Here is a 16,895-nt window from a genome sequence, read left to right as displayed (position 1 = left end):
GTTCTGGAACAGGCAACGCTTGCCGAGCTCGATGCCTCGGTAATTAAAGGCACGAGCGACGTGATTGTGTTTCGCGATGTCGGTTCCAATGACCAGAGTCGTTTCAGAAATTCTCGAAATCCGTTGATTTTGTTTGTTCGATTGGTTAAACTTCATAGTGAGCGTCCTCCTCTAATTAGGGCAGTGAATGTCAACCATTCCGAGACCCAGCATACAGGAGGCGCTTTTTGTTTTGCAAACCGCATTTTAATTCATCACAGGAATAGCTCCTTTCAATAATGGTTGCAGATGATCGACGGCAGTGGTTAGCTGCCTGTTTGAATCTGCGACATCTGCTGCAGCAGGAAAGCCTCCTTGGTGACGTCTTGAATGGGGGAAGTCAGTTCCATATTCCCTTCTGTCTGTGCCTGCGAGAGATTTTTTGATTCAAGACCGTTTGCGAAAGAGAGGAGATCTCCGCCTAACAGCGAAGCAAGGTTCTTTGAGATTGCCTTCGCCAAATCGCCTGACGTCGAAGCCAAACGGCGCAGTTCTCCCGCAACGATCGCAAAACCTCTGCCTTGCTCCCCTGCACAGGCAGCTTCAATCGATGCGTTCAAACCGATAATTCCCGACTGCTTGGCGATTTCCGAGATCGATTTCAAAACGGAAAAGTTGTTTCTACTTTCTGCAGCATTCCGGTCATGACCTGATGGGGTTTCTCACTGGGTGGAGATCATCCGAATTACAAGCTCTTTCCTGACAGGCAGGTTCAAAATTTCTCCCTGTCCGTGATCCTAAAATCATCTTCAAATCACAAAACCATCCTGTGCATCATGGAAGGATACTTGTACGACACTTTCCAGCAGATTCAAACCATTCAAACTCCCAAGTTGTATAAATCGGAATTTTTAGAATCGATCAATCCAATATAAATTATAAATGGGCGAAGAGGTTATGTACATAGTAAACATTCTCTCCCCGAAAAAAGTCCGAAAAAATGTTAACTGATTTACATCAACGTGATGGAAGGAATCAATCATCAGCATTTCTGCTCCCTCGCCGGGGTCTCGATCACTCTCTTGAGCATAAAATCGTCGATGCTCGTGGTGTATGCCCTACTCGGCCTTGCCGGCTTCGGGACGATCGGTACCACGTTGATTCTGAACGCCTACATTCCCAAGTACTTCTCGGCCGATAATCGGGCAACCGCTCTGGGGTGGCCGCTTGGGTTTGGCCGGATCGGAGCGATTTCCGGCCCGTTGCTGATCGGATTGTTCATGTCCTGGAATGTCGGGCTCGCCTGGAACTTCGATCCCTTTGCCATCGCGGGAATCATCGCTTCGGTTATGGTGTTGTTTATCCCGAAGCATCGTGACGGGAAGATCTAACATTTGCTTGCCAGCTTTCGAGAGATCTTTGGAGGGCGTAGAGTGGAACGGAGCCGGAAACACACCTTTCAAAAAAAGAAACCATTTGCTCGTCAACGTGAGGCTGTCGATACGCTTGGCAGCCTTTTTTCTGTTCTGACCGCACTTCAAAAATCGGTCGAAAACGTTAACCGCACTACAATTTTCCAAACTGTTCAATATTATAATGCAATCACAAGACAGGTAATCATTTTAACCTAGAAAATCAGGGAGGAGTTGCGATGGGAATCCGCACAGGTGCCCAATACATCAACGGTTTGAAATCCCGTCAGCCAGAGATTTGGCTGTCCGGACGGAAAGTGACCAATGTATGCGACGAGGTTGTGTTTCAGCAGCCGATACGTGAAATCGCAAAGCTGTACGACATCCAGCACGATCCGGAGTACCAGGACAAGATTACGCACATCTGTGCAGAAACCGGGGAACGGGTGAACAATGCGTTTCTGGTCCCGAAAAACCACGAGGATTTGCAGGCACGCCGGGCGGTGTATGAAGCGTATGCCAAAGCCACGTTCGGCTTGATGGGCAGAACCCCGGATTTTCTCAATGTTGTACTTACGTCGCTGTTCAGCAACGCTTCCTTTTTGGAAAAATACAATCCGCAGTGGGCGGAAAATATCCGCGCGTACTATAGGTACATTCGCGACAACGATTTGTTTTTGACCCACGCCATTATCAATCCGCAAAACGACCGCAGCAAGTCATCGCACGAACAGCAGGATCTCTTTACACATCTGGGGGCAGTCAAGGAGACGCCGCAAGGACTGATTGTCAGAGGTGCGAAAATGCTTGCTACTCTGGCACCGATCACGGATGAAGTGATCATCTATTCGTTCCCGGGATTCAAACCTGGCGATGAACGCTATGCGCTTGCTTTTGCCATTCCTATTGACACGCCGGGATTGCGGATTCTCTGCCGCGAACCGATGCAGGACGGGACCCGCTCGCTGTTTGATCATCCGCTGGCGTCCCGTTTTGAAGAAATGGATGCGGTACTGGTATTTCACGACGTATTGGTACCGTGGGACCGGGTATTTCTGTACAACAACGTCGAAGCGGCCAACCTGCTGTATCCGAAAACCGGAATCGCGCAGCAGCCGGCTCATCAGACCGGTGTTCGCGGACTGATCAAACTGCAATTTGCCACGGAAGTAGCGATCCGTCTGGCCGACTCCATCGGGGTAGATGTCTATCTGAATGTCCAGAACGACCTGGGCGAACTAATCCAGTCAGTGGAATCGATCAGGGCGCTGCTGCGGATTGCCGAACAGGAGTGCGACGTTTTGCCATCAGGTGAAATCATGCCGGGATGGGTGCCGCTTGAAACAATTCGCGGACTGCTGCCAAAGATGTACCCGCGCGCCGTGGAAGTGCTTCAAATCATCGGGGCCGGGGGACTGCTGATGTCTCCGACAGGGGCCGATTTTGCCAATCCGGAATTGGCGGAGGATATGGAGAAGTATTACGCAGGCCGAGCGGGTGTGTCCGGGAAGGAACGCGTCCGTTTGTTCAAGTTGGCTTGGGATTTGTGCGGAGAAGCATTCGGCCAGCGTCTCCTGCAATACGAACGGTACTATACCGGCGATCCGATCCGCAAGCGGGCGATCTTTTACAACAATTACAAACGGGAGCGCTCGTTTGACATGGTCGATGACGCGCTGAGCGTGCTTGATCTCAATGAGCCGGTCGCGGAACCGGTCGCGAAGGCGTGATGAGCGGACTACCGTTATCAGGCAAGGGAGGAAAACGGGATGAAGTTGTTAGGCATATCAGGAACGATCGTGGGAGCAAAAACGCGCATACTTGTGGAAAAGGTTCTGGTTGAAGCGAAGAAACTTCTTCCGGAGTTGGAAGTGGAACTGCTGGATATGAAGGACTACGATGTCCAGTTCTGTGACGGGCGCGATCCGTCCACATACACCGGTGACACGAAAACGGTGATCGACAGCGTCTCTTCGGCTGATTTCTACATCATCGGTACGCCGATCTTTCAGGGATCCATCACCGGCGTGCTGAAGAACCTGTTCGACCTTGTGCATCCGCAGGCGCTTCGCCATAAAGTGATGGGTTTTGTCGCTACGGGGGGCACGTATCAGCATTATCTGGTTATCGAAAATCAGCTGAAACCAATCGCCGGATACTTCCGGTCGTATGTCGCACCCGGCTATGTGTACGCGCATTCCGACCATTTCAACCGGCAAAATGAATTGGTGGACGAAGAGGTATTGCAGCGGATTGCGAATCTGGCCGAAGAAGTGGTCCATATGCAAAAAGCGTTAAAAGCCGGTGACATCCATGCCTATTCTTGAGATCAAACTGCTGGAGGGACGAGATCAGGAGGTGAAGGAGCGTTTGATTGAAAACGTCACGCAAGCGGTCTCCGAAACCCTGCAGGTCGCACCCGAACGAATCAGGATCATCCTTTACGAGATTCCGTCGAACCATTGGGCAATTGGCGGAAAGACGGCAAAAGAAATCCAAGCGGAAAAGGAGCGATTGACATGAGCACGACGAGCATTTTTGCACCGATCAATTTGTGGAAATTTATCGAGGAAAACAAGGACCAGCTGAAACCTCCGGTGAACAATAAGGTTATTTGGAAAGACACGGAGCTGATCGTAATGCTTCTGGGCGGACCGAACAAACGGCGCGACTTTCACGTCGATCCCTCGGAAGAAATTTTCTATCAACTGAAGGGGGATTGTTACGTCGAGATCATCAATCAGGAAGGCAAGCGCGAAGTGATCACCGTGAGGGAAGGAGAAATGTTCCTGCTCCCGCCCAATGTTCCGCATTCGCCGCACAGGGTAGCCGATTCCATCGGCATTGTCATTGAGCGCAACAGGGCTCAGGGAGAGCTGGAGGACTTTGTCTGGTTCTGCGATCAATGCGACCATGAAATGCACCGCGTTACCGTTCAGTTAACCAATATCGAAACGCAGGTAAAGCAAGCGATCGAAGGATTTAACGGCAGCCTGGATCTGCGGACTTGCAAAAATTGCGGTTACGTCATGCCCCCGGAAGCGAGCGAATGGAAATGCGAGTAGATTTTCACACCCATATCATCCCGGAAGACCTGCCGAATTTCGCCGAAAAATTCAAGGGGGAGCGTTGGCCTGTTCTTCACCGCACATGCGCATGCGGCGCCAATATCATGGTCGGGGGAAAGGTGTTCCGCGAAGTAACCGACCAGGTGTGGGATGCTGCGAAGCGGCTACAGGATATGGAGCGGGAAAAGGTGGACATCCAGGTGCTGTCTCCGATTCCCGTCACGTTTTCCTATTGGGCGCCCGCTGAAGAAGCGGAAGTGATGGCCCGCATCCAAAACGATTTCATCGCGGAAACCGTGAAACAACATCCCGACCGGTTTATCGGCCTTGGAACGGTTCCCCTGCAGAACTCGGAAATCGCCATCCGCGAAATGGATCGCTGCATTCACGAACTGGGCCTGAAAGGGGTTGAAATCGGTACCAATGTGAACGGAAACAATCTGGATGACCCTACTTTGTTGGAATTTTTCCAGATGTGCGAGAAGTGGGACGTGCCGCTGTTTGTTCACCCGTGGGAGACACTGGGCAGAGAGCGGATGTCTCGCCACAATCTCATGTATACCGTGGGGATGCCGAGCGAAACGGCCCTCGCTGCGGCAAGCTTGATCCTTGGCGGTGTGATCGAGAAATTCCCCCGCCTGCGGATTTGTTTTGCGCACGGTGGGGGGTCATTCCCCTACATTCTTCCCCGGCTGGATCAGGGCTGGAGGGTATGGCCTCATCTCCGGCTTCTTGAACAGCCGCCCAGCTATTACGCGAAGAATTTCTATTTTGATTCGTTGGTCTATGACCCAGCAAACATCCAGTACATGATTGACCGCTTTGGCCATGAGCGGATCCTGATGGGGTCTGATTACCCGTTCCTCCTGCGGGAAATTCCCCCGGGCGAGGTCATTGACAAGACGTTGACGATTACGGAAGAACAAAAGCGGGCGATGCTGGGGGAAAATGCGCTTCACTTCCTGAATATGAGCCAGGTGAAGGTGAGGTAACGATGACGATGCATGCGGCGACACCCGAACAACGATTGGAGGAACTGGGCCTGACGTTGCCTGCGCCGCGGCAGGCGGCGGGAAATTACGTGAGCGGCGTTCGCAGCGGCAATCTCTTGTTTTTGGCCGGTCAGGGAACGAATGAGTACCGCGGCAAACTTGGCGAAGACGTTACGGTAGAAGTAGGCTATCAGGCGGCAAGACAGTGCATGCTGAATCTCCTGACGGTCGTTAAACAGGAGATTGGAGAATTGAGCAAAGTGAAACGGATTGTGAAACTCCTGGGCTTTGTCAACAGTGCTCCTGATTTTACGGATCAACCGAAGGTGATGAACGGCGCCTCCGATTTGTTGGTGCAGATTTTCGGAGAGAAAGGAAAACACGCGCGTTCTGCGGTAGGAATGGCGCAGCTTCCGCACAACAACGCGGTCGAAGTTGAAATGATCGTGGAAATTGAGGAGTAGGGGGATTCAGATGAACCAGACAGCACAAGCAAGAGAAAGAAAGATAAAAGACGCCAGGCTGTTTATCAACGGCGAATACACAGACGCCAACTCCGGCGAAACGTTCGATACTATCAACCCTGCGACCAATTGCAAGCTGGCCTCGGTGGCCAATGCCGGAGAGGAAGATGTGCGCGAAGCGATCGAAGTGGCACAGCGCACCTTCGAAAGCGGAGTCTGGAGCAGTATGCCTGTCGAAGAACGGGCGAAGATTCTTTGCAAAATGTCCGATCTTGTGATGGAACGGGTGGATGAATTGGCCTTGGTCGAAACGCTCGATGTAGGCAAGCCGATCAAGGAGAGCCGCGGCTTTGATATTCCCAGAGCCGCCTGGAACTTGCGCTTTTTTGCCGAGATGGCCAAATACCTGATTCATGAAAATTACGAGATGCGCAATTTCATGTCGTACACGAAATACGCGCCCGCAGGAGTGACCAGCCTGATTATTCCGTGGAATCTGCCGTTTATGCAGATGACCTGGAAAGCTTCTGCTGCCTTGGCAGCCGGCAATACCGTGGTGGTGAAGCCGGCCTCCTATACCCCCTTAAGCGCCGTGATGCTGGGGGAAATCGCCAATGAGGCGGGCTTGCCCCCGGGAGTTTTGAACATCGTGACCGGCCCGGGAGGAACGGTCGGTACGGCGATGACCACGCATCCTTACGTGCGCAGGATTTCCTTTGTAGGCGAGACGACGACAGGCAAGATGGTAATGAAAAATGCCGCTTCCCAGCTGATCCCGGTCTCTCTCGAACTGGGCGGAAAGTCGGCAAACATCGTGTTTGAAGACGCCGATCTCGATGAAGCGGTGAAGGGGTCCATCGAAGCGATTTACCGCAACCAGGGAGAAATCTGCCTGGCCGGGTCACGACTGCTGGTGCAGGAGAGCATTTACGATCGGTTCCTCGACCAATTTGTGAAGGCGGTGCGGCAGATCAAGGTGGGCGATCCGCTGGATCCGGAAACGGAAATGGGGGCTCTCGTCTCGCGCAGCCACCTGAAAACGGTCGATGACTACGTGCAAATCGGCCTGGAAGAAGGCGCCAGGCTTGCTTATGGCGGAAAACGAATCACCAGTCTGGGTGACGGAAATTTCTACGAGCCGACAGTGTTTTACGACGTAGAGAATAAAATGCGGGTGGCCCAGGAGGAAATTTTCGGCCCGGTTGTCGTCGTCATTCCGTTCAAAACGGAAGAAGAAGCGATTCGCATTGCCAATGACTCGATCTACGGATTGGCCGGTGTCGTCTGGACGAACGACTTGAGACGCGCCCACCGCGTGGCTGCCCAGGTGCAGTCGGGCCTGTTGTGGATCAATTGCTGGTATGTACGCGACCTGCGCACGCCGTTCGGCGGGGCAAAAGCGAGCGGCATCGGACGTGAAGGCGGGCGACACAGCTTCGAATTCTATACGGAAGCAAAGACCGTTACCATGAAACTATGAAAACATAACGCAGGGAGGTTGCGTCGTTGGATTTGGCAAAAATCACGAGATTTGCCGACCTTTTGGCGGAGGCGGAACGAAGCGGACGCGGGGTAGAGCCGTTAACGGCTCTTGACCCGCATCTTACGACAGAAGAAGCGTACTGTGTGCAGTTGAACACGATTGAGCGAAAAGTGAAGGCTGGCGACTTCGTTGTCGGAAAGAAAATCGGGTTAACCTCGTTAGCCATGCAAACATTGCTCGGGGTCGACCAGCCTGATTACGGTCATTTGCTTGCGGGCATGGCCGTTGAAAACGGAGGGGAAATTCCGTTTCAGCGAGTGATTCAGCCCAAGGTGGAAGGGGAGATTGCCTTCGTGTTAAAACGCGATCTGCAGGGGCCCCGCGTTACCGCGTTTGACGTGCTGCAGGCGACCGATTATCTCCTCCCTGCTCTGGAGATTGTGGACAGCCGGATCGCGGATTGGAAGATCAGGCTGCAAGATACGATCGCGGACAATGCATCCTCCGGTTTGTTTGTGTTGGGTGGACGTCCCGTTAAGCCGGATCAAATCGATCTCGCATTGGCTGGTATGGCCTTTTATAAAAACGGCGAGTTGGTCAATACCGGTGTGGGTGCAGCGGCGTTGGGCAACCCCGCAAACTGCGTGGCATGGCTCGCCAACAAACTGATTGAGTTTGGGAATACGCTAAAAGCCGGGGAAGTGATTCTGTCCGGCGCTCTGTCCGCGGCGGTCAATGCGGCCCCCGGAGACTATTTCAGCGCGAGAATCGCCCATCTCGGGGAAGTAGGAGTGAGTTTTCATGTCTAAAGTAAAGGTTGCCATTCTCGGCTCCGGGAACATCGGTACCGATTTGATGATGAAGCTGGGCAGGTCAAGCCGGTTGGAGCTAACCGCGATGATCGGAATTGATCCCGACTCGGAGGGACTGCGCCTGGCGAAGCAGTACGGTTATGAAGTGTTCGACGGCGGACTGCAGCAGTTTTTGGAAAACAGCCCGGAACTTGCCAAAATCGTTTTTGACGCCACGTCTGCGAAAGCGCATATTCGTCACGCCAAGGCCCTCCGGGAAGCGGGCAAGATTGCCATCGACCTGACTCCGGCAGCAGCTGGCCCATATGTGGTTCCGGCTGTCAATCTCGGTTCTCACCTGCATGAAAAAAACATCAATTTGATTACGTGCGGAGGCCAGGCGACGATTCCCATCGTTCATGCGATTCACCGAGTGAGTCCAGTCAGCTACGCTGAGATTGTCGCCACCATTTCCAGCAAAAGCGCCGGTCCGGGCACCCGCGCCAACATCGACGAATTTACGGAAACCACCGCTCACGGCATTGAAGCCATTGGCGGAGCGAAGAAAGGCAAGGCGATCATCATCCTGAACCCTGCAGAGCCTCCGATTTTGATGAGGAATACGGTGTATGCTCTGGTTGACGAAGAAGCATTGGATGAACCAGCCATCACTGCATCCGTTGAGCAAGCCGTAGGCTATATTCAATCGTACGTACCGGGGTATCGTCTCCGGACAGAGCCTATTTTCGACGGCAACAAAGTCACCGTCTTTCTGGAAGTGGAAGGGGCCGGTGATTACCTGCCCAAATACTCCGGCAATTTGGACATCATGACAGCGACAGCGGTCAAAGTGGCGGAGGAATTTGCCACACACCACGTGAGCGTAGCATCCGTCTGAAACAGGAAAGGAGACGAAACAGATGAGTGCGAAACGGGATATTCTCATCACGGAAGTGGCGCTTCGCGACGGCAGCCATGCGATCAACCATCAATTTACCGTTGAACAGGTGGTCAGCGTGGTTCGCGCTTTGGACGAGGCGAATGTTCCCTTCATCGAAGTTTCCCATGGAGACGGTCTTTCCGGTTCTTCTTTGCAGTATGGGCTGTCCCGCACGAATGAAATGGAACTGATTGAAGCGGCAGTCGCAGTCTGCGAACAGGCGACGGTAGGTGTGCTCCTGTTGCCCGGAATCGGTACCATCAAAGATTTGATTGCCGCTGCGAAACTGGGTGTCGGTATGGCGCGGATTGCGACGCACGTTACCGAAGCCGATATTTCCGCCCAGCACATTGCTCGTTCCAAAGAACTTGGCCTCTTCACCGTCGGATTTTTGATGATGTCTCATATGGCACCTTCGGAAAAGCTGGTCGAGCAAGCAAAACTAATGGAGAGCTACGGAGCCGATGCGGTGTATGTCGTCGATTCGGCCGGCGCATTGCTTCCCCATGAAGTGGCCGAACGAATCAGGGCAATAAAGCAAAGTATCGGCGTTGAGATCGGGTTCCACGCACACAATAATTTGTCCCTTGCGATGGCCAACACGCTGGCCGCAATACAGGAAGGGGCAACGCGAATCGACGGCAGTGTTCGCTGTTTGGGCGCCGGCGCGGGCAACACGCAAACGGAAGTGTTGGTCGCCGTGCTGGAACGGATGGGCATCGAAACCGGCATTGATCTCTACAAAATAATGGATTTGGCGGAAGAGATCGTTGCGCCCATTCTTCAGGTTCCGCAGGAGATCACCCGGGACAGCCTTGTCCTCGGATATGCAGGCGTATATTCCAGCTTCCGGCTGCATGCCGAGCGTGCCGCGAAAAAGTTCGGGATTGATCCCCGCGATATCCTGATTGAGCTTGGGAAGCGAAAGGCGGTAGGGGGTCAAGAAGATATGATTATTGATGTGGCTGCGGAAATCGCCAAGAGAAACGTTGCTGCGGAAATGCGATAAGGGGGGAAACAGCTTGCTTGCGGAACGTTCTTACAGATCATTGGCGCAGTTGTTGGTCGATGCGGAACTCAACCGGCAGGAAGCGGTGAAACTTACGGCTGAATACCCCGACTTATCGGTAGAGGATGCTTACCGGATCCAGGATGAGCTGGTTGCCATCAAGCGCGAGCAAGGCCATAAGGTGATCGGGCTGAAAATGGGCTTTACCAGCCGGGCCAAAATGAAGCAAATGAACATACACGAGCCGATCTACGGATACATCTTTGATTACATGGCTGTTGACAGCGGGTCCCTTTCTTTCCGTGAATTGATTCATCCGAAAGTGGAAGCGGAAATCGCGTTCATCCTCGGCAAGGATGTCGAAGGCCCGGGAGTTACGGGCGCTCAAGTTTTGGCTGCCACGGAATACGTTGTTCCCGCCCTGGAGATTATCGACAGCCGCTACCGGAACTTTCAGTTTTCCCTTCCCGACGTGATCGCAGACAACACCTCCGCTTCCCGGGTATTTATCGGATCGAGGCTGCGAAGACCGGATGAGCTGGAACTTGATCTTATCGGAGTTACCCTCTCCATCAACGGAGAGTTGAGAGATTTGGGCGCAGGGGCGGCCGTTCTGGGACATCCGGCCCATTCCGTCGCAATGTTGGCCAACATGCTCTCCCGCCGAGGGCGGAAGCTTCATGCAGGCCAACCGATCTTAACCGGGGGCATTACGGGAGCGCAGCCGTTGACCGTCGGCGATGTCGTTTCCGCCAAATGGGACGGACTCGGTTCCATCGAATTTACGGTCAAAGAGTAACCGCCGGCGGTGATCCGAAATCACAATCACCAGCTGTTAACAAATCCAACGAAACCTTGCCAAAGTTCAAGATGCAGCGTTTGGAACAAGCCGACGATTTTGGGGCGGAACAGTTCCGGCAACAGCCGTATTCGAAATGAGGTTAAGTTCACGATTATTAGAGGTAAGTAGGGTCTTCTGAACAGTTCGCTACGAGTCTATAAACTAAACGCGAATCTTCTGGGGACACAGTGTCATGCTGATGTTCGAATGCACTGTAGTACGACAAAAAAGTTTCTCTAACGTTAAACACTTTACAATAGTCTAGCCTAAAATTTGGCACGATAAATGTATGAATTTTAAAAATAATCCAACATTCACCTGTTTGTTTAAGTTTTGATAGTAACTTTCTTATCTTAAGTTAGCTTATAAATTCAAAGTTAAGAAACAATTTTCCTAGGGGTTGATTGTATGAGCCAAAAGTTACAATCTGCAGTTACGGATCATGTATCAATTGAAATGCACTCTCAGCCGGAATTGACCAAACAGGCAGATAAATCTATGCCTGCTATCACTTTGCTCGTTGTAGGCATATGTTGGTTTACGATATTCGGAGAGGGTTATGACCTGGGGATCTATGGTGCCGTACTACCAGCGTTAATGGAATATAAAGAATGGTCCTTGTCTCCTGCACAAGCAGGTGCGATTGGAAGTTATGCTCTCATTGGAATGCTTGTAGGAGCAGTGTGCGTGGGAACTATTACGGACCTTATTGGTCGCAAAAAGACATTGGCATTCTGCGTATCCCTATTTTCCGTAATGATGAGTTTGGCCGCGATGGCATCTTCTCCTGAGATGTTCGGATTATATCGCTTTATTGCGGGGATTGGATGCGGCGGTTTGATTCCGACAGCTTCTGCCCTTACCATTGAATATACGCCTGTTAAACGCCGGTCAATGATGTATGCCTTCATGTATTCGGGATACTCGATTGGCGGTGTGCTTGCGGCTTTGCTTTCAATGTTTTTCCTGCAAGAGTATGGTTGGCGGTTGATGTTTTGGATTGGTGCTGTACCTATTCTCTTTGTTCCTTTCATTCTCAAATTTTTGCCTGAATCTATTGGTTTTCTCATTGCTAAAAAGAGATATACTGAGGCAGAAAATATTGCTAATCGATTCAACATTTCTATCGAGTCCATAACAGAATACCAGTCGAATCAAGGAGCTGAGTCCAAAAATAAATTCAGTGCGGTAACTGCACTCTTTTCAAGACAGAATATTCGCGCCACTGTATTCTTCTGGATCACCTTTTTTATGGGCTTGTTGATGATTTATGGTTTGGGTACATGGTTGCCGAAAATGATGAAACAGGCAGGTTACCCGCTTGGCTCCAGTATAGGATTCCTATTGGTGCTTAACCTTTCAGCAGCAATAGGTGGTATGGTAGCTGGTGCTGCAGCAGATCGCTGGGGATCGCAAAAAGTCATCAGTATTTCATATTTACTGGCGGGAATTTCAATCGCTTTGTTAAGCGTAAAATCATCGATGGTGGTTGTTTATAGCCTTGTAGGCATCGCCGGTTTTGGGACGATTGGAACCACACTGATTTTAAACGCATACATTTCCAAATATTTCAGTGCGGAAAATCGGGCTACAGCTTTGGGGTGGGCACTTGGGTTCGGTAGAATAGGGGCTATTATAGGCCCTTTGCTTGGCGGGTTGTTTATGACTTGGAAATTGGATCTTTCCTGGAACTTCTATGTCTTTGCTCTTGCAGGCATCATCGCATCGATGGCCGTTTTGTTTATACCTAAATACAGGGCTAGAAAAATATAGATTTTAAAACCCTAGAGTTTGGAAACTCTAGGGTTTTAAAATGTGTGCAGCATGGGCGCCATCTTGCAGGTGAAAGTCATGCCGAGGGCTGATGAGCGCCGCGACCTGATCTCCTTTGTCCGGATCATCCGAATGATCACTCTCTTCTTGCTCCATGCTGATCCATTCATTGTCCTGTCGGATCTCATCCGGGCTGAGTCGCTTGCAAAGTGCGTCATGAGCGACGAGTGGAACGGCGTAAATTATGTGCATGTTGCTTCATTCGAGCGGCCCCGCGGGAGGAAGACCGACGTTTTTCTCAAAAGAAACGTTAATTGGTTAATATGTCACACGCCAGAAAATTTGGTAATCTCGTTACAAAAAAGTTTGCACCGCTTGGAGTTGGCTGTTTACGGGTGACAAATGGAAAGGAGGAGGGGGAATCGGATGAGAACATATCTCTCTTCAATGTGAGATTTTCCGTCAAACATAACATACTTGTTGCGATTTTCGGGAGCGTACTACAAGGAAATGGTAAAACACAGATTCTCTGAAGGGAGGACATACCAATGAGTGCCTACGATGCGGTTATTATTGGTTCAGGACACAACGGTCTGATTGCGGCAGCCTATCTGGCCCGCGCAGGTTGGAAAGTTGCCGTGGTAGAACGCAACAGCATGATTGGCGGTGCGGTCCAGACGCGCGAACTCACCCTGCCGGGCTTCAAACACGATCCGTTTGCAGCCTCGCATGTCCTGTTTTACGGCTCCCCGATTTATCAGGAATTGGGAAAAGAACTGGAAAAACACGGTTTACGGTATAAAATCGCATCGCATTCTTTCGCCAGCCTCTTTCCCGACGGAGACAGCGTTTCCTGTTACTCGGACATCTCCAAGACGCTGCAAAGCATCGCGAGGCAGTCCAAGCAGGACGCGCAGGTTTGGGAAGAACTGCTCGAGTTGTTTGGGGCGGCTCAGCAGGGATTCGGCGCGTTTCTCTACAACGAGATCCCTTCGTTTGCCAGTTTCAAGGCGGTCTATCAGATTTACCGGAAGCTGAAAAAGGAGCGCTTTTTCGAGTTTGTGCAGATGCTGGCGCGAACGCCCAAACACATGGCCGAGGCTTATTTTCAGAGCGAGAAAGTGCGGTCCTGGTACACGGCCTGGGCGTACCATCCGGATTTCGGTCCCAACACGGCCTTCGGCTCCATGTTCGCCTACTCCACCATCGCCGCCCTGCAAGTACTGGGCAATCCGGTTCCGGAAGGGGGGAGCGGTAAGCTGGTGGAAGCCTTGGGCAAGCTGGTGGAAGCGTATGGCGGTCATATTTTTACCGATTCGCCGGTGCAAAAAATCCGCATTGTAGGCAATCGGTCGGTTGGCGTGGAGACCGCGGACAAGACGGTTGAGGCCAAAAAAGCCGTCATCGCTTGTCTGGAACCGAAACAGTTGTACCTCAACTTGATCGGGGAAGAGCATCTTCCCGCCGGGTTTATCAAGAAAGTGAAACGCTACCGGTTCGGCGACGCCACGTTTAAGATGGATCTTGCCCTTGACGGGGAGCCGGACTGGGCGGCCGGAAAAGAGCTGGCCAACGCCTGTTACCTTCACTTAGCACCGTATACGGAAGATATCGTCCGGACTGCCTATGCAAGCGATGTCGGCCTTTTGCCCGACAGTCCGCTCGTCATCATCGGGCAGCAGAGTGCGGTGGATCCGACGCGTGCACCGGCCGGCAAGCACACGCTGTGGGTCCAGGTGCGCAGTGTGCCTTATCGGATCAAAGGTGACCTCGCCGGTGAGATCAAAGGGACTGACTGGGATGAGATCAAGGAACAGTATGCCGACCGACTGATGAAAAAAATCGCCCAATATGCGCCGGGAATTGAAAACAAGGTGTTGGCCCGTCATGTGATGTCACCGAAAGACTTGGAGCGGGAGAATCCGAATCTGCGCGAAGGATGCATCGTGGCCGGCAGCCACCAGATGGATCAAAACTTCATGTTCCGCCCGTTCCCCGGCTACTCGCGGTACGAAACGCCGATACAAAATCTGTACATGATCGGAGCGGCGACGTTCCCCGGCTCTGCCCTTCACGGCGCGTCCGGCTACATGCTGGCCAAAAAGCTGCTTCGCTAGCGTATGAACGCCTTGGTTTGCCGTTGGCCGCAAGTTTTTTGGCGAAAAACGTAAACCGATTAATATTCAAAATAGTGACAATGTTAGTACAATATCGGTGCTGGAAAAGACATCTGCGAGAGGAGGAGGAGGGGTGAAGCCAATACGGTTCGGAAGGGGCCGGACAAGGAGCGGTCATGGCATCCGAGCTTCTGTGCCATGCGCCGGTTCGGGAAAATTTACGGCCAATCCATTCCCGCTTACGGTTTTGAGCGGCGCGGGGCTTCCCTGCAGGCTTTTGTCAAGCTGGACGAGAATGGCGCCAGCGGACACAGGTGTATGACACCAAAGTATCAAGTGGAGATTGAGGCGACGGCGCACGCATGGAGGATGCCATTTGTCTGGCTGTTTGAAAAGCTGTTTCGCGCGGAAGATGCGGTTCGCCTGGGCTAACCACGCTATACGTGAAAAACCAGGCGGGCGAGGTGATTCACCAGGAGTTTCGGCAAACACGCAAGGCTGCGTGGTATCGGCAACTGGAGATCGACCGGCAGCAGGAGTCAATGTCACCGGACGAGTTTGTAAAAATGGTTAAAAGGAGGAAGTGAGATGAGTGCGACGACCAAAGAATTGCTTACGGATTTGCTCGCGCAGATCGTAAGCGGAGGAGTGGAAGTGATAGACCTGGCGCAACCTTTGAATGAACAGACGCCAGTCATTAGACTGCCTGAACCATATGCCAATACGGGCGGGTTTACGTACCATCGCTTGTCGGACTACGACGAAGCAGGTCCTGCCTGGTACTGGAACGACTTTACTGCAGGTGAACACGTCGGTACCCACTTTGACGCACCTAGACACTGGATTTCGGGAAAAGGGAAAAACGGCGTGGATACCATGCCGGTGGAACACATGATCGGCGAGGCCTGTGTAGTAGACGTGACCAGACAGTGCGCTGAGAATCCGGACTTCCTGCTTTCCGTTGAGGATATTCTCGCCTTCGAGGCAGAGCACGGACGAATCCCCGAGCGAGCCTGGTTCATTTTGTACACCGGCTGGGGCAAGTATGGTCAAAATCCGGAGAAGTTCTTCAACATTGGGGAAGACGGGATGCCCCATACGCCGGGTATCTCGGTTGAGGCGTCCAAATTCCTGGCTTATGAGCGCAACGTGTTGGGGGTCGGGGTCGAGACAGTCGGGACGGATGCCGGAATAGCAGCCACCTTCGATCCGCCATTTCCGACCCATTACTACATGCACGAGGCTAACCGCTACGGGCTGGCCCAGCTGACCAATGTCGACAAATTGCCGGCACGGGGGGCGATCGTGATTGCGACGCCTTTGAAGATTACGGACGGCAGCGGCAGTCCTGTTCGCCCGATTGCCCTGGTGCCCAAAAAATGAACAGAAAGCAAAACTCTTGTCGTTCGCGGGAAGAGTTTTGCTTTGTCCGCCCAGCATGGGCGTCATTTATAGGGTGCAAGTTCCGAACGGGGGCTGGCGAGCGCCTACCGTTAGCCAAGAGAAAGGGTGTGTGCCGTGAGGTAGAATCTGGAAGAAACTGGAGACAAACGCTCGGCCCAAGATACACGAACCCGATTCGAGTCTGGGTTAGTCGGATGAGCCTGCAAACCAAGGTGAAGTCCAAAGCCGTCAAGGGCGTTCCTGGAACGTGCAATCCGCATGATCCACGCGGAAGACCTTAAAAACATCAGTCGAGAAAAAGCGAAAAAGATTTTACGCGGACAAGGAAAGTCGGGGTTGTGTCGTTGGTCTGTATGCTGCTCCGGATGGTTCGGAAATCGACGCAACTTGAACGTCGATGAATTTCGGGAGACTTTCATGTCGGAATCGGCAGAAACGACCGCGTATACGAAACAATCTTTTCGGAGGCTTGACAAAAGCTGTCTCAGGTCGCCTTTACCCTTTTGAACGATGATGTTACCGCTCACGCTATTTGGCGGCGAGTGAGCGGTTTTTTGTCATGTTCAATGTCGGAGGATTCTTCGGATGATTGTCGTATCATGATCCGTATCGTAACGACAAT

18 protein-coding genes and 1 pseudogene are annotated in these 16,895 nt (G+C 52.1%); 17 read left to right on the top strand and 2 right to left on the bottom strand.

Translation table 11 applies throughout. From position 1 onward, the window contains the following. Together C230_RS23280 and C230_RS23545 are read right to left on the bottom strand one after the other, a co-directional pair. Positions 1-156 (bottom strand): annotated as a pseudogene (locus tag C230_RS23280) (IS110 family transposase); the annotation flags it as partial. Between the two features lie 149 nt (positions 157-305). Further along, positions 306-644: a methyl-accepting chemotaxis protein gene (locus C230_RS23545; protein ID WP_018130568.1), complete on the bottom strand. Its 339-nt coding sequence runs from the start codon at positions 642-644 to the stop codon at positions 306-308. A gap of 417 nt (positions 645-1,061) precedes the next feature. On the opposite strand from C230_RS23545, the gene C230_RS0102985 reads away from it, so the two are divergent. The 17 genes from C230_RS0102985 (at position 1,062) to C230_RS0102895 (ending at position 16,252) form a co-directional block, all read left to right on the top strand. Next, positions 1,062-1,370: an MFS transporter gene (locus C230_RS0102985; RefSeq protein ID WP_245533955.1), complete on the top strand. Its 309-nt coding sequence runs from the start codon at positions 1,062-1,064 to the stop codon at positions 1,368-1,370. A gap of 42 nt (positions 1,371-1,412) precedes the next feature. Next, positions 1,413-1,610: a hypothetical protein gene (locus C230_RS0102980; protein WP_018130566.1), complete on the top strand. Its 198-nt coding sequence runs from the start codon at positions 1,413-1,415 to the stop codon at positions 1,608-1,610. Positions 1,611-1,630: 20 nt separating this feature from the next. Further along, a complete protein-coding gene (locus tag C230_RS0102975) occupies positions 1,631-3,121 on the top strand; it encodes a 4-hydroxyphenylacetate 3-hydroxylase family protein (RefSeq protein ID WP_018130565.1) in 1,491 nt (496 codons plus the stop codon). A gap of 39 nt (positions 3,122-3,160) precedes the next feature. Beyond that, positions 3,161-3,718, top strand: coding sequence for an NADPH-dependent FMN reductase (locus C230_RS0102970; protein WP_018130564.1), 558 nt, complete (start codon positions 3,161-3,163; stop codon positions 3,716-3,718). Further along, entirely contained in the window at positions 3,705-3,914 is a 210-nt protein-coding gene (locus tag C230_RS0102965) for a 2-hydroxymuconate tautomerase (protein ID WP_018130563.1), read from the top strand. Before C230_RS0102970 ends, C230_RS0102965 begins: the two co-directional genes overlap by 14 nt. Continuing rightward, complete coding sequence (locus C230_RS0102960; protein WP_018130562.1) at positions 3,911-4,456, top strand: 3-hydroxyanthranilate 3,4-dioxygenase; 546 nt, start codon at positions 3,911-3,913, stop codon at positions 4,454-4,456. The genes C230_RS0102965 and C230_RS0102960 overlap by 4 nt, the downstream gene beginning before the upstream one ends. Beyond that, positions 4,447-5,451 carry an amidohydrolase family protein gene (locus C230_RS0102955; protein ID WP_026174102.1) on the top strand — a complete coding sequence of 335 codons (1,005 nt, stop codon included), beginning with the start codon at positions 4,447-4,449 and terminating at the stop codon, positions 5,449-5,451. The genes C230_RS0102960 and C230_RS0102955 overlap by 10 nt, the downstream gene beginning before the upstream one ends. 2 nt (positions 5,452-5,453) lie before the next feature. Next, on the top strand, positions 5,454-5,915 hold the full coding sequence (locus C230_RS0102950) for a RidA family protein (RefSeq protein WP_018130560.1): 462 nt from the start codon (positions 5,454-5,456) through the stop codon (positions 5,913-5,915). 10 nt (positions 5,916-5,925) lie between these two features. Beyond that, on the top strand, positions 5,926-7,395 hold the full coding sequence (locus tag C230_RS0102945) for an aldehyde dehydrogenase (protein ID WP_018130559.1): 1,470 nt from the start codon (positions 5,926-5,928) through the stop codon (positions 7,393-7,395). 26 nt (positions 7,396-7,421) lie between these two features. Next, complete coding sequence (locus C230_RS0102940; RefSeq protein ID WP_018130558.1) at positions 7,422-8,207, top strand: 2-keto-4-pentenoate hydratase; 786 nt, start codon at positions 7,422-7,424, stop codon at positions 8,205-8,207. Further along, positions 8,200-9,087 (top strand): acetaldehyde dehydrogenase (acetylating), encoded by an 888-nt coding sequence (locus C230_RS0102935; protein WP_018130557.1) that lies wholly within the window; start codon positions 8,200-8,202, stop codon positions 9,085-9,087. The genes C230_RS0102940 and C230_RS0102935 overlap by 8 nt, the downstream gene beginning before the upstream one ends. A 22-nt stretch (positions 9,088-9,109) precedes the next feature. After that, positions 9,110-10,138 (top strand): 4-hydroxy-2-oxovalerate aldolase, encoded by a 1,029-nt coding sequence (dmpG, locus tag C230_RS0102930; protein WP_018130556.1) that lies wholly within the window; start codon positions 9,110-9,112, stop codon positions 10,136-10,138. A 13-nt stretch (positions 10,139-10,151) separates the two neighbouring features. Further along, positions 10,152-10,937 carry a 2-keto-4-pentenoate hydratase gene (locus C230_RS0102925; RefSeq protein ID WP_018130555.1) on the top strand — a complete coding sequence of 262 codons (786 nt, stop codon included), beginning with the start codon at positions 10,152-10,154 and terminating at the stop codon, positions 10,935-10,937. A 492-nt stretch (positions 10,938-11,429) separates the two neighbouring features. Then, a complete protein-coding gene (locus C230_RS0102920; protein WP_407635570.1) occupies positions 11,430-12,752 on the top strand; it encodes an MFS transporter in 1,323 nt (440 codons plus the stop codon). A gap of 548 nt (positions 12,753-13,300) precedes the next feature. Further along, complete coding sequence (locus C230_RS0102910; protein WP_018130552.1) at positions 13,301-14,869, top strand: phytoene desaturase family protein; 1,569 nt, start codon at positions 13,301-13,303, stop codon at positions 14,867-14,869. Positions 14,870-15,067: 198 nt separating this feature from the next. Continuing rightward, complete coding sequence (locus C230_RS0102905; RefSeq protein ID WP_018130551.1) at positions 15,068-15,301, top strand: hypothetical protein; 234 nt, start codon at positions 15,068-15,070, stop codon at positions 15,299-15,301. Between the two features lie 156 nt (positions 15,302-15,457). After that, a complete protein-coding gene (locus tag C230_RS0102895) occupies positions 15,458-16,252 on the top strand; it encodes a cyclase family protein (RefSeq protein ID WP_018130549.1) in 795 nt (264 codons plus the stop codon). Positions 16,253-16,895 lie beyond the last annotated feature (643 nt).

Source organism: Effusibacillus pohliae DSM 22757 (assembly GCF_000376225.1).
Lineage (GTDB): Bacteria > Bacillota > Bacilli > Tumebacillales > Effusibacillaceae > Effusibacillus > Effusibacillus pohliae.
The sequence above is the reverse complement of the archived record's forward strand: the minus strand, read 5'-3'. Positions and strand labels throughout refer to the sequence as shown.